The organism is Bartonella sp. AU16XJBT (assembly GCF_028618665.1).
Classification (GTDB): Bacteria; Pseudomonadota; Alphaproteobacteria; order Rhizobiales; family Rhizobiaceae; genus Bartonella.
In genome coordinates, this window is the sequence record NZ_JAQITF010000010.1 from 1 (window position 1) to 26600 (window position 26600).

General features: G+C 37.2%; 10 protein-coding genes. 7 read left to right on the top strand and 3 right to left on the bottom strand.

Annotation, left to right across the window (positions count from 1 at the left end; all coding sequences use genetic code 11):
* The 7 genes from PVV66_RS06605 to PVV66_RS06635 all read left to right on the top strand — a co-directional run.
* A partial coding sequence (locus PVV66_RS06605) for an autotransporter outer membrane beta-barrel domain-containing protein (RefSeq protein WP_338070265.1) occupies positions 1-3635 on the top strand: 3635 nt, incomplete at its 5' end.
* Between the two features lie 2335 nt (positions 3636-5970).
* On the top strand, positions 5971-6150 hold the full coding sequence (locus PVV66_RS06610; RefSeq protein WP_273719006.1) for a hypothetical protein: 180 nt from the start codon (positions 5971-5973) through the stop codon (positions 6148-6150).
* A 449-nt stretch (positions 6151-6599) separates the two neighbouring features.
* A complete protein-coding gene (locus PVV66_RS06615; RefSeq protein ID WP_273719007.1) occupies positions 6600-9077 on the top strand; it encodes an autotransporter outer membrane beta-barrel domain-containing protein in 2478 nt (825 codons plus the stop codon).
* Positions 9078-9744: 667 nt separating this feature from the next.
* Positions 9745-12078, top strand: a complete 2334-nt coding sequence (locus PVV66_RS06620; protein WP_273719008.1) for an autotransporter outer membrane beta-barrel domain-containing protein — start codon at positions 9745-9747, stop codon at positions 12076-12078.
* Positions 12079-12224: 146 nt separating this feature from the next.
* Positions 12225-14087 (top strand): autotransporter outer membrane beta-barrel domain-containing protein, encoded by a 1863-nt coding sequence (locus tag PVV66_RS06625; RefSeq protein ID WP_273719009.1) that lies wholly within the window; start codon positions 12225-12227, stop codon positions 14085-14087.
* A gap of 131 nt (positions 14088-14218) precedes the next feature.
* Entirely contained in the window at positions 14219-17581 is a 3363-nt protein-coding gene (locus tag PVV66_RS06630) for an autotransporter outer membrane beta-barrel domain-containing protein (protein ID WP_273719010.1), read from the top strand.
* A gap of 1047 nt (positions 17582-18628) precedes the next feature.
* Positions 18629-18952: a helix-turn-helix domain-containing protein gene (locus PVV66_RS06635; RefSeq protein ID WP_273719011.1), complete on the top strand. Its 324-nt coding sequence runs from the start codon at positions 18629-18631 to the stop codon at positions 18950-18952.
* A gap of 3048 nt (positions 18953-22000) precedes the next feature.
* On the opposite strand, the gene PVV66_RS06640 is transcribed toward PVV66_RS06635, so the two are convergent.
* From PVV66_RS06640 to PVV66_RS06650, 3 genes are all read right to left on the bottom strand, one after another.
* Positions 22001-22405, bottom strand: coding sequence for a flagellar protein FlgN (locus PVV66_RS06640; protein ID WP_273719012.1), 405 nt, complete (start codon positions 22403-22405; stop codon positions 22001-22003).
* Positions 22406-26090: 3685 nt separating this feature from the next.
* Complete coding sequence (locus PVV66_RS06645) at positions 26091-26303, bottom strand: EexN family lipoprotein (RefSeq protein ID WP_273719013.1); 213 nt, start codon at positions 26301-26303, stop codon at positions 26091-26093.
* Positions 26304-26444: 141 nt separating this feature from the next.
* Positions 26445-26591, bottom strand: a complete 147-nt coding sequence (locus PVV66_RS06650; protein ID WP_273719014.1) for a hypothetical protein — start codon at positions 26589-26591, stop codon at positions 26445-26447.
* Positions 26592-26600: the final 9 nt, after the last annotated feature.

Here is a 26600-nt window from a genome sequence, read left to right on the forward strand (position 1 = left end):
AAGAAAACAAACTGGAAAATGTAACCATATCAAGTGGTAAAGACGATGCACCACTCATCTATGGAATAGACGCAAACCAAAACAGTATCGTCGCTTTAACAAATGTAACCGTAAAACAAGCAGAAAGCGCCATAATCGCAGATGATCAATCGACAGTAACAGTCTCTGGAGGATCATTTGATGCAAAAGATGCAACAGTAACTTCTCACAACAACAGTATCATTACTTTAACCAACAATGCTCACATTACATCATCTGAAGCCCCCGGACTCTGGGCAAACAACAATGGCGCAATCAGTATGACAGGCGGAACCATTAAAGCTTCAATAATTGGTGCTACCTTTGAGAACAGTGAGAGAGAAGAAAACAAACTGGAAAATGTAACCATATCAAGTGGTAAAGACGATGCACCACTCATCTATGGAATAGACGCAAACCAAAACAGTATCGTCGCTTTAACAAATGTAACCGTAAAACAAGCAGAAAGCGCCATAATCGCAGATGATCAATCGACAGTAACAGTCTCTGGAGGATCATTTGATGCAAAAGATGCAACAGTAACTTCTCACAACAACAGTATCATTACTTTAACCAACAATGCTCACATTACATCATCTGAGGCCCCCGGACTCTGGGCAAACAACAATGGCGCAATCAGTATGACAGGCGGAACCATTAAAGCTTCAATAATTGGTGCTACCTTTGAGAACAGTGAGAGAGAAGAAAACAAACTGGAAAATATGACAATATCGAGCGTTAAAGACGATGCACGACTAAACGTAGGAGTATCTGCAGATAAAAGTATCGTCGCTTTAACAAATGTAACCGTAAAACAAGCAGAAAGCGCCATAGTCGCAGATGATCACTCGACAGTAACAGTCTCTGGAGGATCATTTGAGAGCGCAAGCAATGGAATATACGCAAAACAAGGAAGTTCCATTACTTTAAATAATTCTACAGTCACATCATCTCATGGAAATGGTGCCTATGCGGACGGTTCAGATTCAAAAATTATAATGATCGGAGGAAATGCAACTGCAAAAAATGGCAATGTTGCATTGCTTACAAAAAACAAGGGACAGATCGATGCCACAGATGTTACGCTCACAACAGATGGTATAGGAACCGGCGCACTTGCACTTGGTGAGAAGAGCACCATTGAATTGCATGGCAATACAACGATTAACAATACTTTTAACGGTCTTGGAGCCGTTGATGGCGGCAAAATTACCAGCGAAAATTTAATAATCAACGGTGGAAAGCCAATCAATTCGGGGACAGACACAGAACGCTCTGGTCTAACAACAGAAGGCGCTGAGAGTGAAATTAACTTAACTGGCAAAACAATCATTCAAAATGTTGATGAAGGTCTTTATGCAGATGGTGGAAGCAAAATCACCAGTGGAGATCTAACAATAATCGGTGGTGAGAGCGAAAAAATAACCAGTGCTGTAGGCTCCCACGAGTCTGAGAGCAAAATTGAATTAAATGGTAACACAATCATTAAAAATTTTGATCTTGGTCTTGGTGCCGCTGGTGGCGCCTCAATTAAAATGAAGAATGGTACTAAAAATGAAATAGACGCAAAAAAAATTGCACTATCCGCAGTAGGCACGGGAAAGATTGACCTAGCAAACACTTTTGCAAAAGCAGGAAGCATAGGTATGCAACTGATGGCTTTATCGAAAACCAATACAGATGAATTAGATGATCTACAAACATATGGAAATAATGAAATCAATCTAACCAATACAGAGACTCATGTTGACAATGGCACTGGAATTCTCGTTGGAGCTCTTGCTAAAAAGAGTATTGGAGATATTCCTACTCTATCAATCGGTACAGTTAATCTTCATAATTCAGAAATCCATGCCGATATTTTATTAAATGACGGTGTTTTTTGGGACAAAATTTCTTGGCAAGAGGAAAATGTCTGGAATGATAAAAACGTAAAGGAGATAGCCAACGGCAGCTTCACGTTAAATGCAGATCACTCTACTTTAGAAGGCAGAGCAAATATTGCACAAGAAAGAAACGTAAGCTTCAACCTGAAAAACGATACACAATGGTTCTTAAAAAACAGCACACAAGAAAAAGATGATGATGGGAATCTGCTTGATATTGCTCAAAGATCACGCTCTGATATTTCTGTGCTGAATCTTGAAAACAGCTCTGTTATTTTTAAAGAACCAACAGAAGATCATTATCATACATTGCATATAGGCTCTGGAAAACCGGATACCAAAGCCGTCTATAATGCAACAGGCGATGCAAAAATTTATTTCAATACAAAATGGACTGATGGCACGCCAATAGCAGAGCAAGAAACCGATCATCTTCTCATTCACGGTGATGTTTCAGGCTCCACAACAGTTTACATCAAAAGCGATTTAGGAGATAAAGACAGTGTTGTAAATGCTTCCGACCCCTCAAACACTGGCGGGCTTTCACTTATCCAAGTTTCTGGAAAGGCTGATGAAAATTCCTTCAAATTAGCTCATGGCTATATCACAAGAGGTGGTTCGCCTTACAAATATACGCTAACCGGTTACGGATCAGCATCAAGCCATGGCAAAGCGAATATTGAACAAAGTCTCTTTGATGAAAAGGATGAAAATTTCTGGGATTTCCGCTTACATAAAGAATTCCTTGGCCCTGATTCCACAGTAGAAGCACCTGTAGCACAAATGGCAAGCTATTTGGTCATGCCAAATGCCCTCTTCTATAGTGGATTGACGGATATGGCGCAACAAAACGCATTGTTGGCCAATCTCAGAACATCTGTCTTGGCAAAAGGACAAGAAAAACAGAGCAGCTTCTTCTTACACACCTATGGAAGCACTGGAACCTTATCCTCTGAAAGTGCGCCCCGTCAATATGGTTATAGTGGCGCTGATCTTCGCTATGCTGCTCTACAAGGGGGTGTTAACTTCGCAACGCTGGAAGGACACAATACCACAACATATTTGGGTCTTGTAGGTACCTATGGACAACTCTCTTTCACCGCAAAAGACATGCAAGATGCTGGGAAAAACACCATTGATAAATGGTCACTCACAGCCTACGGAACCATACAGCATGACAACGGCTTTTATCTTGATACGTTGTTATCCTATGGCATCCTAAAGGGAAAAATCAGCAATGCCCTCATTGGAACAACCGCAAAGTTGAAAAATGCCAAAATGTTGACGATCTCCACAACTGTTGGCAAACAATTTGCAACCGGTATACAAGGCGTAACATTCGAACCGCAGGCACAAGTTGCTTATCAACACTTGATGTTTGATACAATTTCAGATGCTGATAATCTGACCGTTGACATGCAAAATCCTTCTCAATGGATGATCCGTGTTGGTGGGCGTTTGACCAAAACCATTTCCACTGAAAACAACCGTCCTATGTCTTTCTATGGAAAAGTAAACTTGATCAAAACCTTTGGTGATGATGGTAGCATTCATATTGGAAGAGACTTTGAGCTAGATCCTATGGGACCTGCAATTGAAGGCGGCGTTGGCATCAATGCACAACTGTCTCACAATTTTTCCCTTCATGGTGATGTGAGTTATCAACAAAAACTGCAAAAAACAGGTATAAGTGGTGCAAATTTTTCTGGCGGCATACGCTATCAGTTTTGAGGCAAAATTGTAAAAAACAGGTATATTGTTATTCTGTATACTTCATCAAACCAAAAAGGCAGCACAATACGCTGCCTTTTTTATTCTTGATACTCTTTCATTAAAAGATCTCGCGAATAACGTTGTTCTTTATTTCCTTAAAGTCATGTCCATCAAGATTTATTAATTTACAAGGTTGAATATTTTCTTTGAAGCATATCAGATTAAATGCGTTCATCTCTCTCAAACAAAATATCGCAAAGCACTTCATCTCCAAGTGAAAGAAAAACTCTCAGAAAAAACACCTAGAGATGACTATACTCAATCCAGATGTTATTGATAAATCTCGTTTTCTTCATAAAATCCCCTTCCCTTTTTCTCAAGAAAAAATGTCAAGTATTTTTATCGAGAATATGTCAAAAAACCAAAATAATGAAAGCGGAGACCTTTTAATAAAAGCATAATTTCTAATAAAAGTGGGATTTTATGAACCATAAATCATTCATTTCAAAGCTTTCAACATGAAACACTGTATGAATTGCGTTTTTCCACTTTAAATAGGCTTTTCCGCCTTTTCACACGAGTCCCGGAGCATATATTCTATTAGCGAATTTATCCATAAAGCTAAGAAAAGTGCATTTTTAGACAATAAACAGATAGCAATATTTAAAAAGCTCTTTCTTTGTACCCTGCTATGTTTATAAACTCCCATTCTTTCAATCAACAAGCTTATTACACCCTCTATAAGGCTTCATTGACACTTTCCTGTATCGTTTTAGGTAAACGATTTTGAGAAAGCCTATCCCTCTCATACCAAGCTCATCTCACTGAAAGAAAATAGAACAATGAAAAAAACCGTCAAAATCAGTATCATGGAAATGATTTTTTTAAGCACAATAAGATGCTACCAATCTTAAGATGATGCTATGAAAGCAATACCTATTTATTCTATTTTCCTTATTTTTTTACAAACAGCACTATTTTTCTAATAATTTATTAAGTCGTAAGACTATTAAATCTTATAAAAGAGCAAGATTTTTAATTAATATTTCATATAAATTATAATATTGTTATAAAATAAACATAAATTTATAGTTTATTTTTATTTAATATAATAAATATAGTTATAGATAAAATTATATATTATTATTTTTTAATCGCAAATATAAAATAAGAAATATTTCTAGCTAAAAAATATTCTATCGTACACAGAAGCTATAAAAATTTACCATTTTCTACCTATAATGCAGAAACGAAATCCCTTAAAATTTTTGGTACAAAAAACATATCCAACGGAACTTATGAGATACTTCAGGCAGAAGATGATAAAAAATCATCGATGAATATTTAACAATAACGAGAGAACAGAAACTCAAACTTCTGTCCCTAAAAATGCTTCCACGGCTGTAAAAATGAAAGAACGAACAGCGTAATCGGATTATTGAATAGCATAACTATTATAAAAGGCAATTCATTGATTTATAAAGAGTGTTCGCTATTTTTCCTGGTGAATGAGCGTCCCGAATATCGTCAGACTCTCTCATTTCAAACCTGTTCCATGTTGAATAAATCAAAACTATGTCCTTGTACGTTACGAATAGAGCTTGGCATATGAGGAAAAATTATATAAGAAAGACATGCCTTTTTATGAACCGTTTCAAGAGCCAAGAGCTGTCGCAACATTAGAAGCTGGTAAAATATGCAATGGGCTTGCTGTTTTATCAAGTGTAAAGGCGCCAACTTGCTCCTTCATAAGCATAAAAATGATGAAGCTCTATGGATTTATCGTTATACCATTCACAAACGCCGACCGCAAAATGGTGTGACGTAATTTGAAAGACGTTTTTTTAAGAAACGTTTTTTCATATCACTTAGCCTTAAAGCGATTTTAGAAGAGTATTATAGAAAATGCTTCTAATCTTTTAAGGACTGGTGGATTTTTGCTTAATCCAAGCCTCTGGGAAAACGACAGAAGACTTTTCAAGCGATCCAATGTCCGCCCCCACAAGAAATGATTTGTCTTATAAAGATACGCTGACTGGCTATACAGAATAAAACCATGAAAAAACGAATATCAAGCAACCTCTCTTTAATGATACGAATAAACGTTTCGAGAATTTTCGCTTACGCAAGGCATTTCTTAACGCTGGTTCTTGCACAAAGCTATCCAACATCGCATCATAAATGGTAGCACATTAATTAATTTATAATGATAATTTACTCATTTCGAATGAGCGTCCCGAATATCGTAAGACTCTCTCATTTCAAACCTGTTCCATGTTGAACCAATCAAAACTATGTCCTTGTACGTTACGAATAGAGCTTGGCGTATGAGGAAAAATTATATAAGAAAGACATGCCTTTTTATGAACCGTTTCAAGAGCCAAGAGCTGTCGCAACATTAGAAGCTGGTAAAATATGCAATGGGCTTGCTGTTTTATCAAGTGTAAAGGCGCCAACTTGCTCCATTCATAAGCATAAAAATGATGAAGCTCTATGGATTTACCATTATATCATTCATGAACCACCGTCATGAAATGAGCTATGCTGACTTAGGAAAATGAGCTTTAGCGCCTTATCTCTTTGAAGAAAATCCGTCCTCTCATCTCTTCTTTTTATAGCGTATCTTCTCCTATAGCAGAGAAAATTGACTGAAATTTTTCTGATTGTCTAAAACAATTCATCTCAACGCTATAAAGCTTTTATAACGATTATCCTGAAATGACAATTTTTAAATAGCGTACTTCATCGTTGTTTTAGCATAAGCTTACCAAGCGAAGTTTTATGAAATCCATTATTTCATTGCTTTTTATGATCATGAAAAAAGCTTTTCTGAAGCAAAACTTCAAATTATAGAGAACAGCACAATATAATTTGTTTTGTTATTTACAATAAATACATTATGATATAGAAGCTGATTGGGTACTTGCGCCATTAGGGGAATGAAGTAAGCATCGAAACATACCAAATACTAAAGGCATATCTATGTGTAAGAAATATATTTATAAAAAAAATTTTTTGTTATGTACAATTGCTGGAACTTTCATTTTTTCTCATTTCGGTTCAACTTATGCAAATACACAACATCCTGAAATTATTGATGAGTTCAAGCTAGAAAACGGAGAGGAAAAGACTCTTAATAATGTTTTTATCCGCAATGGATTAAGCGCAGTGCACGCCTCTAAAAAAGCAATTGCCACAATTACGAACTCAACAATACATTCAGCTTCGTTTGCCTTTGCTGTATCACAAGGTGGGCGTATTAATGCTAAAGGAGTTAAAACCAATGCCTTGTATACTGGTCTATCAATTTCAAACGGTATCATTAACATTGAGGATTCACTCATAGAAACCAAAAGAAAATCCGGTATTATTTTTCATACCATTTTAGATGCTTTTCTGAAAGATGGTGAAGAAGTTGTCAATAAGGCGATTCTTACCAATACAAAGCTTCTTGTGAGAGATGGTGTAGGTATTTTAGGTCCCTCATCTTCAAAGTCTGTTGCCGAAGTTCGACTTAAAAATTCAGAAATTCGTTCTGATGTATTATTACAAAATATTGTAAAAAAGAAAACAGATTCAGATCCTCATCCTGTGACTTTTGTATTAACTGCCGATAATTCGATTCTAGAAGGAAGAGCAAGAACCTTAGAAGTAAATACAACTGTTTTTAATTTAAACAACAATAGCAAATGGTATTTAAATGTAAGTCAATACGACGTAAATGATGATTTTAGTACATTTAATTATGCACTCCATGACATTAAGCAACGAGCATTGTCTACCGTTTCAGTCTTAAACTTTAACAATAGCTCTATTGTGTTTAATGCGCCACATATACTGGCAAGGGGTCAATATCAAACCTTGAGTGTAGGACGAACCATTGAAGTTCCTAATTCACAAGCAAACAAGGACTCTGCTGTAGAAGCTGTTTACAACGCAACAGGCAATGCAAGAATTTATTTTAATACAGAATGGAGTGATGGTCTGACAAAAGAACAACAAAAAACAGACCGCCTTCTTGTCCATGGGGATGTAACAGGCATCACAACAATTAATTTCAATAGTCTTTCAAAAGGTGAGCCATCAAAAGCAGAAGCTTCTATTCCCGCGAATATGTGTGGTCTGTCACTCATTCAAGTATCTGGAAAAGCAGATAAAGATTCCTTCAAACTAGCAAATGGCTACGTCACAATAGGTTCTTTGCCTTATAAATATGTCTTAAATGCCTATGGACCGACATCGAGTCTTGGGAAAGCAGAGCCCGCGCAAAGCCATTTAGGAGAAGTATCTCAACAATCAAAAGAAAAGAACTCAAAAACCGACACAACCACCGTTGTATTAGGAGGAACAGTTTTAGGAATTGAGAATAATATAAAAGGTGAATCATCATCAAATTCTGAGCAAGAAGGGAGCATACAAAACCATTTGAGAGAAAATCAGAATTTCTGGGATTTCCGCTTGCAAAGTGCAACACTCGATGATGAAGGAAAGATCAGAGCTCTTGTTCCTCAAGTAGCAAGCTATTTGGTCATGCCTAACGCTCTATTCTCAGCTGGATTGGCTGAAGTAAACAATCAAAACACTTTACTGAACACGATGCAAGAAACAAGCTTTGAGACAAAAGATCATAAAAACAAAGGAATCTTTTTCTCGGCTTATGGCAATAAGATGACATTATCCTCTCACCGTACGCCCTTACAATATGGCTATGGTGCCGATATTCACTATGCTGCTTTACAAGCAGGCATTACATTAGCAGCTCTAGAAGATCAAAACATGACCACCAATTTTGGTCTTTTAGGGACATATGGAAAATTAGCTTTCACTCCAAAAGGTATGGAAGGTGCTGACAAGAGTACACTCGATAAATGGTCACTGACTGCATATAGTGGCCTGCGTCATAATAATGGGGCATATGTCCATGCACTTTTCTCCTATGGAATGCTCAAGGGGAATATCACCACAGCTCTCATAGGAAAGACTGCAGAATTGACAAGTGCTGATACATTCAGTGCATCGGCAACCATTGGACGAAAGTTCGAAACCAGCACGAAAGGATTGGTCTTTGAACCACAAGCACAAGTTGTTTATCAACGTCTTATGATTGACACACTCTCAGATGTTGATGGCTTTGATGTGAATATGGGCAATCCTCATCAATGGTTGGTGCGTATTGGTGGACGCTTAATGCAAACAACAGTTCCAACTGAAAATAGCGGTATTCTTTCTTTCTATGGTAAATTGAATATTGTTAAAGCTTTTTCTAATAGTGGCACCATACAGATTGGTGAATCGTTCCATCTTGATGCTATGGGAGCTTCCCTTGAAGGTGGGTTTGGTGTGAATGCACAATTATCACAAAATATTGCCCTTCATGCTGATGTTCATTATCAACAGAAACTTCAAAAAACGGGTATATCTGGAACAAGCTTTTCAGGCGGAATACGCTATCAGTTTTAAGAAAAAGAAAAAAACAACTTATAGTCTATTTATTTTAACAAAAAGCAGTACGAATGTGCTGCTTTTTTGCAATCTTTCGGCAAGAGACATCAATAATGGTTCTTTCTATACACCCTTCTTGAAAGGATTAATTTCATTCAAACCAAATGCCACAAAATCCTTTATCTCTCAACGATTGTTGTATTCTCAAAAGAGCGCGCTTTTTGATGTATAAAAATCGAATGGATTCAATAAAAATTGTTGTATATCGATAAAAAATACAAAATATTTTAGCTTTTTTATATCAAAAAATTTATCGTGAATAATTCTATATGCAAGAAACCCAACTGAAAGCTTTTGGTAAGCGCATGACAAATCTTCTCCAAAACTTTATAACGTTTTTAAACAGCTTTAAGCAATAAGCATTCTCCCAAAATATTTTGATTCTTAGCACTTTAAAACAAAAAGACTTATCAAGCTCAGTTTTCTGAAATTCATCATCGCTGAATTGCGCTTTTCTATTTTACAAACTTTTCCAAAACCAATTTTTAAAAGATAAATAACAAAACACGATATTTCGTTTTGTTATTTACAATAAATACATTATGATATAAAAGCTGATTGGGTACTTGCGCCATCAGGGGAATGAAGTAAGCATCGAAGCATACCAAATACTAAAGGCATATCTATGTGTAAGAAATATATTTATAAAAAAAATTTTTTGTTATGTACAATTGCTGGAACTTTCATTTTTTCTCATTTTGCTCCAACTTATGCAAATACACAACCTCCTGAGATTCCTACGGTCCAAGTAGCTAATGGAGAAGAGAAGAACTTTAATAACGTTTTTGTTCGTGGTAAGTATGATACCGCAGTTGCTAAGAAAGGCCACATTACCATTACAGACTCAATAATGCACTCAGATTTCACTTTGCTTTCTGCAACATCAGGTGGTCAAATTAATGCTAAAGGAATCGTGGGAAAAGCTAAAGAGCGTGGTTTGTCACTCACAAACGGCATAATCCGTGTTGAAGATTCAATCATAAATGTCATAGGCCACAGCAAAGTCTATGGTATCAATTTTGGTTATATTCTAAGCTCCACAATAAAAGAAGGAGAAGAAGTTGTAAACAAAGCCATTCTTAATAAGACAAAACTTTTTGTAAAGGATGGTGTTGGTATTTTCGGACCTTATTATTCCAAAGCTGTTGCTAATGCGGTATCCCTTAAAGACTCAGAAATTCGTTCTGATATGTTATTAAAAAACGAAGGCTCACCGTTCACCACAATTGAACCAACTACTTTTACATTAGACGCTGACAATTCAATTATGGAAGGAAGAGCCAAAACGCTTCCTCAAAATACAACGATCTTCACCCTAAACAATAACAGCAAGTGGCATTTAAAAATTAGTCTATTTGAATTGGAAAATAGTTTTAGTTTATTTGATTACAAGCTTCTTGATCTTAAGCAACGAGCACAATCCGTTGTTTCAGTCCTAAACCTTAACAATAGCTCTATCATATTTGATGCACCGCATGATTTAGTAGAAAACCATTATCAAACCTTAAATGTGGGAAGACATCCCCAAAAAACAGAGCAAAACAGAGACTCTGATGCCGCAACAGTTTACAATGCAACAGGCAACGCAAGGATTTACTTTAATACCGAATGGAGCAATGGTCTTACAAAAGAACAACAAAAGACTGACCGTGTTCTCGTTCGCGGTGATGTCTCAGGCACCACAACGATCTATTTCAACAATCTTTCAAAGCATCCCGAACCCTTTGATAATGAAGAAGCAGAAGGTTCAATTCCTTTGAATATACGTGGTCTCTCACTCATTCAAGTTTCTGGGCAAGCCAATGAAGATTCCTTCAAACTTGCCCATGGCTATACCACAATAGGGGGCTTACCTTATAAATATATACTCAATGGCTATGGACCAACATCCCGCCTTGGGAAAGCGGATGATCAGCAAAGCCTTTTTCCAGAAGGTGAAGAATTTTGGGATTTCCGTCTCCAAAATACTACTCTTGATTTAGTGGAAGAAATCAAAGCTCTTGTTCCCCAAGTTGCAAGCTATTTGGTAATGCCTAACGCGATATTCTCCTCTGGATTGACTGACATAAGTAATCAAAATACGCTGTTAGATAATATGCACTCAACAGTTTTTGGATTAGAAGGTCATAAAAAGAAAGGCATCTTCTTATCAACGTATGGCAACAAGGTGACGTTATCTTCCAGCCGTAGTCCATTGGAGTATGGTTATGGTGCGGATGTTTGCTATGCTGCTTTACAAGCAGGCATGGCATTAGCAACGCTAGAAAATCAAAGCTTAACTGCAAATTTTGGTCTTTTAGGCACCTATGGAAAGCTCGCTTTTACGCCAAAGGATATGGAAGGTTCTGACAAAAGCATACTGGATAAATGGTCCTTTACGGTCTATGGGAACCTCCACCATGACAATGGTCTTTATGTTAATGCATCACTCTCTTATGGCATTTTAAATGGACATATCACAACAGCTCTTATTGGCAACACCGCAGAGTTAAATAATACGGATATATTGAATATATCGGCAACCGTTGGACAAAAACTAGCAACCGGTGTTGAAGGATTGTCCTTTGAACCACAAGCGCAACTGATTTATCAACATATTGCATTTGGTACGCTTTCAGATATCGATGACTTCCAGGTTAATATCAAGACTCCTCACCAATGGTTGGTGCATATTGGAGGACGTTTAACAAAAACCATACTTCCTATTGAAAACGATCGTGTTCTTTCCTTTTATGGTAAATTGAACGTCATCAAAGCTTTTGGTGAAAAAAGCACAATCGATATTATTGAGCCTTTCCGTCTTGATTCTATGGGCTCTTCTCTTGAAGGTGGGCTTGGCATTAACGCGCAACTTTCCAAAAATATTGCCCTTCATGCTGACGTTAATTACCAACATAGACTTCAAAAAGCTGGGTTTTCTGGAATTAATTTTTCCGGTGGAATGCGCTATCGCTTTTAGAAATCTTAGCTTTCACTTTTGACACATAAGCAGCGCTGGAATGTAAGCAGTGCTGCTTATATTTTACACATTACAAAAAATCGTAATGTGTGGAAGAGTAGTTCATTTTTTATCAAAACAAAGAAAATATCTTAAGGAACGTCTCTATGCATAAGAATCTTTTGTTATGTACAGCCGCTTGTGCTTTGTTTTTTTCTTCTTTTACCTTCATATCGATCAGTACCGCCTCTGGCTTAAGTCCTGAAACACGCCATGCTCTTGAAGGAATGATCGAATTACCGGAACAATATCGCCATACCATTGATTTAATAAACACACCTACACAGACAGAAAAAAATCTTGAAAAAATAGCCTCTGGCGCCATGACGCGAGGTCATTCACCTTTCAACCAAGCACATCAAAATTCTATGGATCGTGTAAGAGAGAAGATTAAAAGCTCTTTTTCAGGCGATGGTCGTGCTAGCTCTGGTGCACATCATGTAGTATTAAAGCATGAAATGGATAATACACATACCAAAGTCATAGCAAACCAATATCCTCAAGATACACAGTCTATGGTAGATACCAACGCAAAACTTAACCAATTGAGAATAAAACGGAGTGCCTCACAAAAACAAAACAATACAGCTACCAATGTTTTACAAAATGCATTGTATCTTAACACGCACCCCCAAAATACCTCAACCACCGATGGAATAGCAAACGTGGAGGGGAAAGAAGCCTCTCTTGCACATAAAGAGAATAAATACTCTGTTATTGATCCCAAGACAAACACGGATTCCTCAGCACCGAAAAAGGCTCTTAACACATCCACGGAATCTCATGTGAAATTGCCCACAAAGATTGAGAACAGCCCCATCGCTCATACTGAGAGCACGTCTCAATTTACAGCTGATAAAGCAACTGCAACTTCTTATTCTCTTGATGGAGCAGTAAATGGCAAACTCCTTACACCACAAATAGAAAACTCTTTCGTCATGCCTATCGCGATGTTTACTGTTGGGGTTGCTGATGCCAACAATCAAAATATCTTGTTAGACAATATGCAAATAACAATGTTTGAACCCAAAGAGTATCAAGAGAGAAGCATTTTCTTATCCACTTATGGCAATAAGAACACATTTTTCTCCCGCATTCATTCAAAACAAGAAGGGGCTCAAACAGAACAAAATGATGTTCAAAAAGAACAAGGAGGCGCTCCAGCAGAACAAGAGGGCGCTCCAGCAGAACAAGAGAGCACTCACGCAGAACAAGGGAGCCTTCATGCGGATATTCGCTATGCCGCATTGCAGGCAGGGGCTACATTAATCGCGCGAGAAGATCAAAATATCAGCACTAATTTTGGTTTTTTCGGAACCTATGGAAAATTGTCTTTTGCTCCTAAAAATGCAGATAGCTCTCATAAGAAGATGTTTGATAAATGGTCTCTCACTGCCTATGGAAACATTCAGCACGACGGTGGCATCTATGCAAGTGCTTTTCTCTCTTATGGAATTTTTAAAGAAAATATGAGCAACGATTTTATCAAAGATGCCCCTAAAATAAAGAATAGTAAAATATTAGGAGCTGCTGCAACGGTTGGTCAAAAACTATCAACTGGTTTCGAGGGTGTCATTCTAGAACCGCAAGCACAACTCGTTTATCAGCGTCTCATACTTAGTGCATCCTCAGATAACAACACGTCCTCAAATGGCAACAGTTCTTCAGATGACGATAACCCTAAAATAAACATAGGCAAACCTGATCAATGGTTGCTGCGTATTGGTGGGCGTTTGACGCAAAACAAAGGCCATGCCCTTTCCTTCTATGGTAAACTGAACATGATCAAAACTTTTAGTAAAAGTTTTCAGCTTGCTGCGATGGGATCTTTAGTCGAAGGTGGTTTTGGTATTCACGCACACTTATCGCCAAATATCGAGCTTCATAGTGATCTGAGCTATCAACATAAATTCAAAAAAGTTGGCATCTCTGGAATAAATATTTCTGCTGGAATGCGCTATCACTTTTAAAAATACTTGTATTCTATCTTGAAATACAAAGCACTCTCATTATGTTTCGTTTTGTCTCTTACAAAAGAGACATAATGAGGTCAAAATTTTATATTCTATGAGAGAGGGGAAATATTTAGGAATACATCCATATGAAAAAAAATATTTTACTATACACAATTTCTAGTGTGCTGTTTTATTCTTCCACCAGCTTGTCTTATGCTGTTCATAGCATGACTCCATCACCAGGTATTGATCTCCCACCTCCGCCACCAGGCGCTGAAGAGGGACGGGATCCAGTCCCTCATAGTCGTCGCCGAATAGATGCACCCCAAAATTATCTATATGATATTTCGCCTGATGGGGAGTCACATTATCCATTTCTCCTCTCCCATCCACCTTCAACATCTAGCGTACCTACGCCCCCTAAAAACACAAAAACGTCCAAGGTTTCTTCTCAAGATTCTAAAGAAAAAACGCCATCCCCAAGTGTAACCAGTGAAAATACAACTTCTCCCGCGGAACAAAAGCCTGAGCCTAATCAAGAAGGTACACAGGCATCAAAGACTAAAGCGACAGAAAATGTACAATCTAACCCTACAGCCACACAAAACACGGTTACACAATCTTCATCGACAGAAAACACTCCAACGAGAGGAGAGTCTCCAACAATAGGGACAACTTCAACAACAGGAATGGAAGCAAAAACGAGAAGGCGTTCAGGTGTCTCTTCTTCTCCCTCAGACTCTTCCAGCGAAAAAACGTCACCGAATTCTGCTGCATCTTCACAGTCAGAAGCGACACAATCTTCACCTAATTCACAGTCAACACCTGCAAACTCTGGCCCTACAAGTCCGGGATTTATAAGACCAACAACAGAGCAATCACCGGCACCAAAATCTGTACAATCAACGTCCGTGCAATCTGCATCTACACAAGGTGTATCTGAAAAATCTAAACCTACAAAACCGGATTCTGACAAAACAACGACAAAACTATCGTCAACGCCTAAAGAATCAGAACCCGGGCAGCGAATACTTTTAAGACCAGAAGCGAATACACAAAAAGTATCTAAAAACTTTGAACCTCAAAAGCCAGAATCTACAAGACCAACAGCAGAGCAATCACCAACGTCTAATGCATCAGAGCTCTCAGCAATATCTGTCAGACCAACAGCTGGAAAATCAGAGCTTGCACAACCAATATCCCCCATAAAACAGCCTGAGAAACCTGTGCAAATCGAAGATATCAGTACCCGTGTTGAAGCTCAAAACGGTAGAATTGTAACTTTGCATAACAAAAAAATTCAAGACAGATGGAGTGCTGTCGATGCAGAGGGAAGTAATTCAAAAATCCAAATGAGTGGAGGAACCGTTGACGCTGGTTTTATTGCATTAAGTGTCTCAGATGGTGGAGAGATTGATGCCACAGATATTACGGTAACAGCAGAAACAGCTGGTTTGGTCAACATAGAAGGCACAATCAATCTTAAAGATTCCAGCATCCATGTCACAGGAGAATCTGAAGCGAGTGGTATTATTTTCCGCAATAATCCATATCATGCCCCTCGAAACCGATATCCACGCAGTGCTGAAAGAAATACCAACGCCATTCAAGAACAAGATATTGCCGGTAAAGTAAATCTAGAGAATACAAAACTTTTCGTTGAGCAAGGGATTGGTATCAACCTTTATGGAACCAACACAAACGGTGTTGTCAGTCTTAAAAATTCAAAAATCCATGCCGATGTTTTATTAAAAAATATAAAAAACGAAAGTGGCTCCACAAATACCCTTAAACTGGTTGCGGATCACTCTTCTTTAGAAGGTCGAGTAAGAACCTCTAAAGATAATAGAACAATTTTTGATCTAAAAGAAGAGACGAAATGGCTCTTAAAGCCAAATAAAAACGCTGTAAATAGTGATAACATCTCAAGTGACGATGCTGTTTTAGATGACTATGGACAGTTTGCTCTTGATGAAAAATCATTCTCTAATCTTTCTGTATTGCGCCTTACCAACAGCGCCATTATGTTTGAGAAGCCCGTTGAGAGACATTACCAAACTTTGTTTATAGGGCCTAATCTTTCGCAAGAAGACGAAACTGCTCACACAGCAACAGTTTATAGTGCAGCAGGTCTTTCAGAAATTTATGTAAACACTCAATGGAACGAACATTCTCCTGTCACGGAACAACAAACCGATCGTATTATGATTAATGGAGATGTCTTAGGGAGTACTGTTGTTCACATCAATCTCCAAGAAACAGATAAAAAAACCGATAGCTCTGCTGTTTGGGAAGAACACATGGCGTCGCTCCCTTTAGGGACACATGGCATTTCAATCATTCAAGTTTCCGGACAAGCAAATGAAAATTCCTTCAGGTTAGCAGGAAACTATATGACAATAGGTGGACAACCTTATAAATATGTACTCACAAGCTATAAACCAGGAACATCTCATGAGAGCCAAAATCTTTTTGGCAAAAATAATCGTGATTTCTGGGATTTCCGCTTACAGAATGCCTACATTGATAAGGATAAAAAAGTTCGAGCACTTTTACCACAGGTGGCAAACTATTTAACCCTGCCTAATGCTTTATTTTCTTCTGGATTTGCTGATGTAAATAACCAAAACACGTTGTTAGATGCAATGCAAACAACAGTATTTGGTGCAAAAGATAATAAAAAGAATAACTTCTTTTTCTCTTCATACGGCGAGAAAGTCGCCTTATCTTCCAACCGCGGCCCATTGCGTTATGGTTATGATGCTGATTTAAACTATAGCGCTTTACAATTGGGAGCCGTATTAGCCGCCTTTGAAGGCAAAGACATAAGCACACATTTTGGTCTGTTAGGAACCTACGGAAAACTTGCCTTTACGCCAAAAGAGATGCAAGATTCTGAAAAGACGACCCTTGATAAATGGTCACTCACCGCTTATAGCGGCATCCAGCATAGCAATGGTCTATATGTCAATGCTCTTCTTTCTTACGGAACCTTAAAAGGAAATATTACCACAGCTCTGGTTGGGAATGCCGCAAATTTGGATGGGACTGAAATCCTTAATCTATCTGCAACCCTTGGTCAGAAATTAGCAACCGATACAAAAGGATTGGTCTTTGAACCACAAGTGCAATTCATTTATCAAAATCTCATGTTTGATATTTTCTCAGATACCAATGGCTTAAAAGTAGACATGGGCAATCCGCATCAATGGTTGGTTCGTTTTGGTGGACGTTTAACAAAAACGATAACGGCTGTTGAAAAAAACAAGGCTGTTTCCTTCTATGGCAAAATGAATGTTATCAGAACTTTTGGTGATGGTAAAATAATAAAAATTGCTGATACCTTTGATCTTGATCCTACCGGCTCTTCAATTGAGGGAGGCATGGGTGTGAATGCTTATTTTTCTGAAAATATCGTGCTAAGCGGCGATATTAGCTACCGGCAAAAATTGCAAAAAGCTGGTGTATCGGGGACCAATGTATCTGGCGGAATACGGTATCGTTTTTAAAGCAAAAACACTTTTAACTTCAATAAAATAAAAGGGCAGCATGTTGTGCTGCTTTTTTATTTAAACGTATATTTTTAAAATTCTCAAAAGTCATTACATCATCAAATAACATATTTATTTATAATGATTTTTTATCTATTGAATAAAAACTGAATACCATCGCATTCTCTCATTTCCAAGAGATTCATCTTGAAGAATTCGCTTGCACATCACAAGCAGAAACGTTGGTGTATGGATAAAAACAATTTAAGAAAGATATAAAAATGCTTCTTATGAACCATAACGCAAGGAGGCTCTCAACATTGAAAATTGGCACAGTGTATCATAATACCAGCCTGATCCCTTGATATGCAAAAAATAGCAACGTTTATACCATTCTTTTGTACCACTTAGAGGCTTTTACACTCTACACTTCACGGAGCATCGTCCTATACCATTCACGAAACACCATTGTGAAATGATCCGGAGCATTGAGAAAGATTTCTTTAAAGCAAGCATATAAATTGGCAACAACAAATCTATTCTGTTTTAAATATTTTGTTTTGCATGGGGCGTGTTCCCTCAATAAAAACTCTCCCCGATCATTATGATATCTCCGCTGCATCAAAAGGACCAAACAAGTTATTTTGGTTATTGGCTAAAACAGCACCGTAAAGATGCCTTGAGCTTAACAACCAAGTCTTTTCCTTTGTGAAAAACAGAGCTGAAAACTTGAGTTTAGTGAGCGAATATTGAAAATTTGAAAGGCAAACAGTCTCTCATTAAAAAAATCTATCCGTTTCAAGAAAAACTATTTTTATTGCCAATCTCCTAAAATTACTTTACACATTAGAAAATGTTTTTGGTCGCATACGCAACGACCAATAGGGCCTTGAAAACCTGAAACCCTAGCGTAAAAATGAACCCACTCTGTGGGTGTCCCGGAATTCCGGGAGATTTTGCTATGTCCAGGTGCTTTTCAGCACTAAAAGCAAAATGCTGACTAGGGTTCAGTGTTTTCAAGCTCCCGGAATACTCATGCGAGGGCGCTCGCAACCGGAGGGGAAAATGAAAACTCAAAATCTTAATATTGATCTTTTTGTTGGCAAAAAAATTCGTTTGAGACGAAAAGTATTGGGAATGTCTCAAAAAACATTAGGACAACACTTAAGAGTTACTTTTCAACAAATCCAGAAATATGAAAAAGGCTTAAATCGTGTAAGCGCAGGACGTTTAAAGGAAATTTCCGATATTTTGAATGTTCCTCTTGCCTTTTTTTACACTGATATTATCACAAAAGAAAATGCCCCGTACCATCATGAAGAAATCGCATCAAGTAAAGAGGAGTTTTTGCTTTTAAAAAGTTTTAGAATCCTTCCGTCTATCAAATAAAAAGCTATTTTAAACTTAATTTGTGATCAAAATTAAAAGGCTTTAAATGGATCTCTATACTTGACTATTCTTGCCCCCTATCCTGAATAACAAAGTACTGCAATCTATAAAAATTCGGTTTTTAGCAAACTTTACTTGGCTGATTTCATATGATATGGAGCCCGACACTTTTTCTTCATATGTTTTATGCTCTTCATAAATATTCCTGAAAATATCTTAAAACGCACCATGACAATAGCGTTCTTTTTTTCCTTAACACCCTCTTAGATCTATAAACAATCCAAATTCTTATCTAGCGGGTTCTAACTCATAACCACTCCTATAACTGTATCTCCTAAACGTATCTTCACTGATCATTTTATTAATAATTAACACATTGATTTATCGTGATAAATTATCTTTTTTTCAACTTTAGTACCGAATAGTGTAGAGTTCTCTCATATTGATAAATCAATCACAATCTCTTGGTTTACACACAAGCAAGGGGGGATGGGTAAAAAAGAATAAAAATGCCCCAAGAATCTCAAATACCAAAAGTTATCGCAATATTAGAAACTGGAAAATGTATGACATTGCTGAGAAATATGACAATGCCAACTTGCTCCTTCATTAAGCATAAAGATGGTTGTGCTCTATAGATTTTATATTATTTTCCACTGGAGCTTGCCCTTCACAGGCGCCGTCGCATTACAAGCGCTGTTGCGAAATAGGCTTACCTTGATGAAATATTTCTTTAAAACAGCACGTGAATTGACAACCCAAGTACATTTCGTTTGGAGTATTCTATTTTGCGTAAAGGATGTGCCCCCATTAAAAGACCCATTACAGCCGCAGTTCCCCAAATGGGCGCTATTGTGAAATGGTGGGCTTCCTTGAGAAATATTTCTTTAAAACAAGCGCCGTATATTGGGAACAATAAGTGTATTCTTTTTGAAGTGTTCTGCTTTGCATGAGAGCGTAATCCCATTAAAAAACGCAAGAAACAAAAGCATGAAGCAATATCTTCATTATTTTAAAGAAAATGTTTTAGATGTTTTTGAAAATCATAACTTTAAACCCAAAAGAGACGCTAACGATATTACCTTTAAAACTTTATAATTCTCTCCCAATGGGATTGTTTTACCGTTTCAAAGATAGAGAAGACACCTTAACAAAATAAAAATACACACACCTTCTCTCTTCAACGCCCCTCTTTGTAAGAAACAGATTTTTTGCAATACAAAAACCAAATTTTATCAATTATGATAACTTTCTTCTCTTCTCAAAGAACAAAGATCTTACCCCGAACCAATCTGTAAACAATCCGTTTTCTACTAAGTCGCATCAAATTGATTCATAAAGATAATTTATTTTTTCATCTCAAATGAAAATCCCTAATATCTTAGGATTTTCTCATTCCACATCTACGCCATGTTATATCAATAAAAACCATTTGCTTACACATCACATGCAAAGATATTAGATAAAAAACATTTAAGAATTGGCTAAAAATACCTATAATGAACTGTCCCCAATACCAAAAGCTATCGTAACATTGAATGCTGGCAAAGTGTATGACCATGCCAACTTGCTTTTTTATAAGGATGGGAGTGTTCTGTAGATTTTATATTATTTCCATGGGAGCTTTATACCATAACGGGCGCCATCGCGTCACAGACCGCTGTCACGAAATGGGCGCTATTGTGAAATGGACTTACCTTGAGAAATATTTCTTTAAAACAAGCGCCATACATTGGAAACAAAAGTGTATTCTTTTTGAAGCGTTCTACTTTGCATGAGAGCGTAATCCCATTAAAAAACGCAAGAAACAAAAGCATGAAGCAATATCTTCATTATTTTAAAGACAATGCTTTAAATTCTTTTAAAAGCCATAAATCTAAAAAACGATGGTAAAAATATCACCTTTACAGCTTTGTAATTCTCCCTCAATAAAGCTGCCTTCCATTTTCAAATATTAATCCCAACAGAGATACCCTCGCTCCAATCTGGCATACAAAAGCTACAACAGAAGAGAAAATACCAAACCACCTTAATCTTTGTCTCAAACATAGAGCTTTCAGCGACTAACCGCTTCATATCACCACATCTCAAACAACGGCACTCCATGAAAATTATAGGCAATATTCCTCAAATACTCTTAAAAAGCTTAATATGTAAAGCCTTACATTACCACACCTAAAAGGAAGCTTTTTCATAAAGTATCACAGACTGGTCTAAATATCCTCTCAAGCACCTCCTCAAGCTAAAAAATGAATCTCCCTACAACCTACTCTGTAAACAATCCACCTTCTTTAAAGCCATTTCCACTTGGCTTCCCACAGCAGTGCGGTTCATATCACCACACCTCAAACAATAGTGTTTCATAAGGTTTATAGGCAATATCCAACAAATATTCTAAAAAGATTTAATGTGCAAAACTTTACATCACCACGCTTCAAAGGAGGCTATTTCATAAGGCATCACGGAATGGTCTCAATATTCTTTTGCCCCCTTCCCCAAAGGAAAAAACAAAGCGCTCTATCACCCCCGTCTTTAAAACAATGCTCTAATAATCCGCATTTTCTTAAAGCCGCTTCACTTGGCTCCCCATAGTAGGGCGGTTCATATCACCACACCTCAAACAACAGTGCTTCGTAAGGTTTATTGGCAATATTCATAAAATACTCTGAAAAAGCTTAATGTATAAAACTTTACATCACCAGGAGGCTGTTTCATAAGGCATCATGGGATGGTCTCAATATTCTTTTGCCCCCTTTCCCCGAAGGAAACAACAAAGCGCTCTATCACCCCCGTCTTTAAAACAATGCTCTAACAATCCGCTTTCTCTTAAAGCCGCTTCACTTGACTCCCCGTAGAAGCGTGCGCTTCACGTCACCTTAAAAGAAACTGCTTTAAAGATTCTGTTTCACAGCACAACAGAATGATAATTTAAATACAAAAACGCGCTAAAAACATAGAGGTTCAACAAACACATTCTCTATTCAAATCAATGAATACTCTACCTCATCATATCATCACGTAGAACAGCCGATATGAAACAAATTTAGATTATTCCTCTAATTCTTTTGCAAACCCAGACAGTTGCATAGCTTGCGAAAGACTATTGACGGCATTTAAATGCGTTTGAAGTAATTCACTATTACGCTGCAATTTTTCTTGTAAATCAGACAGTAAACTTTCAACCTCATGCTCAATATCTTGATTCATGTAGCGTCTAACATCGCTCATAGACTTATTAAGATCACGCAAACCACGTATTTTACATAAATTTATTTCTTCGTAATCTGGAACACCACTGCTCTCTAGCATATTGCTTTCATAATCAACCACTTGGGCTAATCCCTTAACAGCAGCGACAAATTTTGTCATCGCCCAATCACGGTCAATAAGATTATTATCAAGAACTTTTGCTTTTGCCGCAAAACTATCATCACCATATTGCACTACAGACATTTTTATTTCCCCTTCAACCATATTGTTCAATCTTGCTTTCAAATGAGGGAGATTAAACAGTTTTTCTTCAATGCTGATACACTCAATCGAGCTTGTGATGCGAATATTGCTCAGACAACAGCACGACAATCCTTAAAAGCGTATACCACGACAACTTTCAACGTATTCTCTGAAATATTTTCTTGCTTTGCTCCAAAACCATTATTGCTACTATACTTCACCAAAACGCTATAAACTTAAACCTCTGCACAGCAATATCGAAACTTCGAAATTTTCTCTGTCTATTTCGCCTTGCCTATTTTATTTTGCCTATTTTATCACCACCAAGCCTTCAACAGAAAACAACAACACTCTGACGATAACCTTGGTAATAAAAAACACCTGCCAACAAAATTCGCAGCATATTAAAGATTGAGCCCATTAAGGGACTTCAGTATTTCACCGATAGCAGCATTTTACCCTCCATAACTTTATGGCTTTCCCTGCACCTAAACCTGCACACCCTCTTCCCCCTGGCACCTCCATAAGATAGCACCCTACAAGATTAGTTTGCACCCATTCAAAAAGACACCCCCTCACGCCATGCTCTTTCTGCACACATACAGTATTTTGCACAAAACACAAAAAGAATGCTCTTTTGAACAGATTAGCCATACAGTACTCTTAAAAAAGACATCTTAAAATAGCTAAATAGCCATCAATCTCCCTTTTTCAACTATCATTCGCTTTTCTTTGCAATGAGCGACTATATAAGATTTTTTGAACCTTTTCAAGCATTTCTTACCCCATCCGCTCGATACGCCTTCAATCACATATTCACGCGCTTGTTTTGAAAAAAACGATCTCTTAAGAGCCCCCAAGCTCATTTCGCTCTGGTACCCATGAATGGATAACAATAAATCCCCCATGAAATGTATAAAATCCATTAAGCCCCTCATCTTTAGGTTTTATAAAAGAACAAGCCGACACCATCACACAACTCAGCCCCCCAATGTTGCCCCCCCTTGGCACTTAAGACGAGAGGTATTGCCCTTCTTATACAGTTTCAACTCCGCACGACTCTCCCTGCTTGTAATGTTAAAAAAATACGCCTTCAATCACATATTCACGCGCTTGTTTTGAAAAAAATAATCTCTTAAGAGCCCCCAAGCTCATTTCGCTCTGGTACCCATGAATGGATAACAATAAATCCCCTATGAAATGTATAAAATCCATTAAGCCCCTCATCTTTAGGTTTTATAAAAGAACAAGCCGACACCATCACACAACTCAGCCCCCCCCAATGTTGCCCCCTTGGCACTTAAGACGAGAGGTATTGCCCTTCTTATACAGTTTCAACTCCGCACGACTCTCTCTGCTTGTAATGTTTAAAAAACATGGTTTTGGTTGATTTAAGATAAACAGACTTGAAATGAAAGAATCCTATGGGATTCAAGGAACTTATTTAAGTTGAATAACGCTAGATTATCCTTATAAATAAAAATATTATCAAGGAATAACGTTTAACTCTCCCCCATTGATATTTTCAAAATTTTCCCTCATCTTCCTATCAATTATTTCACGCCATAACGCACAATCCGCTCTTAATATCGCAGCTTTACATGCACTCCTAGCCTAAAAATCATTGTATAATAAAGGCACAATTTCTACGACACCCCTCTTCTCATCATCACCTCTCTAAATGAGGCCCTTTTCTTTCGTAATCATACCAAAATATTTATCATTATTTTGTATGCCTGATGAAAAACTTAAAGATCGTAGAATTATCACATTTCAAATCTATTCTAGGTTCAATCAATTAAAATTACTTCCTTGCACATCACAAACAGAACCTGACATATCAATAAAATACGCTGAAAGAAAAAGGGTCTGATGAAACCAGCGCCCAAAGGGCTGTAGGAAACAAAGCCGAGGGCTTGAGGCAACATTAAGAACAAGTATAGAATGGGGCCTGCTTACTCTTTTATGAAATATAAAGATGGTAGCACTCTATAGATTTTATATTATTTCCATGGAGGCTTGACCGTTATGCCCTTCATGGTATCGGTGCGAAATGGGCTTATCTTAAGAGATGTTTCTTTAAAACAAGCGCATTAATATGCAAATAAGTATATTCCGTTTGGAACATTCTTCTTTTCGTGCAAGACTATACCCAAAAAGCAGCATTAGCCAATTTTGTTATGAGCTAAAATCGATCAGAAAGCGTGTTTGACCTTCTTCTCACGCCTTAAAGGACAAAGACCTTAACGTAATCTGCTCTGTACACAATCCGAATTTTTATCAAGCAGGCGCCTCTTGACTTCCTCCTCATATGTTTCACTTAAACGAAAGGTTCAACAAACAAGCCTACGAATATTCATTCGCGCACTAAAAAAACACTCACACGCAATAAAAGACACTAAAACGTTTTAAGAAGGTCTACATGCCTTATATTAGCACCATAAATAACCGTATTTTATGGCATTATAGGGTAAAAAGAGTTTTCATGGTAGAAAACCTATAAAATCAATCAATATTTACTTTAAAGCTTTCCTTTTTTATGCACTCACAGTGCTCCCACGCTTCAAGCCTTTATAAATAAAGAAAAGATTTTAAGCTTGCCGAATATATTATATTAGCATACATTATAGGCTATAACATATTGTTCTTCATAAAATCGCCTCCAAAAGAACAAAAAGAGGCCCTTATAGCTGATCTCGTAAAAGCCGCGGTGCTTTATTCAACCTTGATTATCACCATCAATGCTTTTGTTGTTATTTTAGTGCTCATCATAGATGATATATTTAATCTCTTAGCTTTTTGATGAAATCTCCAGAGAAGCGTCTCAAATTTAAGATCCCAAAAGAGAATTGAACACAGCAGATTAATCATATACCAATTCAGCTGCTGCATCTAACTATTCTTTACTCTTTGTCTCAGCATTTTTTACAATCAGACTCAACATTTTTATTCCCCTTTGAAGCATGATGATCCTTTTATTAAAAACCTTATCCTCTTCGACATTCTATTAGTAGAAGCCCCCCAAACTTTGTTGGCTTTTCATGAAGTGCATGCATCTCATGCACCTGTACGCATAGTTTAAATATAACTCTATTTTCACGCGTAAATACTGTAAAATCCATGTGTCAATCTAAACACAATAGTCTTTAAAGAAGCTGTATGATAAAGATTTATTCTGCTTCTTTCATCCTAAGTTTCTGCATCAAAGGGGATTGTTGTTTCTGCTAGCCAATTTGCTAAACTAGAATGAAAACTATAAAAACATAATCAATCCCAATCTGGTGGCATATATCGTGATATTTAAGAAAAAATGCGCTCTCTCTTGAAAGGAAGAAAAAAGCGCTGTTGTCACAATTACTTTTATTTATACAAACAACATATTGATTTATAATGATAATTTATCGTTATTCATATTGAGTTAGCCCCCCTAATAACGTAAGATTCTCTTATTTAGAATCTGTTTATCTTGAATCAATATCACTTGCTTGCACATTACAAGCGGGATTAGCGTGTGGATAAAATTTGTATAAGAAAGGAGTAAAAATGGCTCTTATGAACGCTCTCAAATGCAGGGGCTGTCGCAACATTGGGAGCTGGCACATAGTGTGATGGTGCCGGCTTACTTCTCCACATACCTTTCTCAACTATCTTTTTCCCCCAGATTTACAAAGTTTGAGCACGGTTTTTAACCTCCAAAAAGAAGTTGCCTCTCTGCTATTATTGCATTCTCACAATTTTTAGATTTATGCATAGAGGCCCCACCTAAATAACATTTCTTTTGCCATTCGAGGCGTAATTCTTTATCTTTCTTAAACTCTTCTACGCTATAAGTTTTTTCGCAACCAGCAACAGTAAGTCCAGTACAAAGCAGCAATGCTGCTATAATGACTTTGTTCATCAATAAATTTCCCTTCTTTCGGATTGACAAAATTTGAGATACAATTTAGGGCCTCAAAAAAAGTTCTACATATGCTTGTCGAAGTTTTTTACAATTTTGAGAGGATTTGAGCGGTGAATCGCCATTTTCACATTTCTTTGCCTATTCTTCATATAATTTTTCATTGGTTTTAAATTCTTCTACACTGTAAGATTCTTCAAAACCAGCAACAACACCCCCTTGTGCAAAGCAAGCAATACTGTAATAATAACGAGCTTCATAGGGCCCCCTCTTTTGTTCTGATACCAACCACCCTCT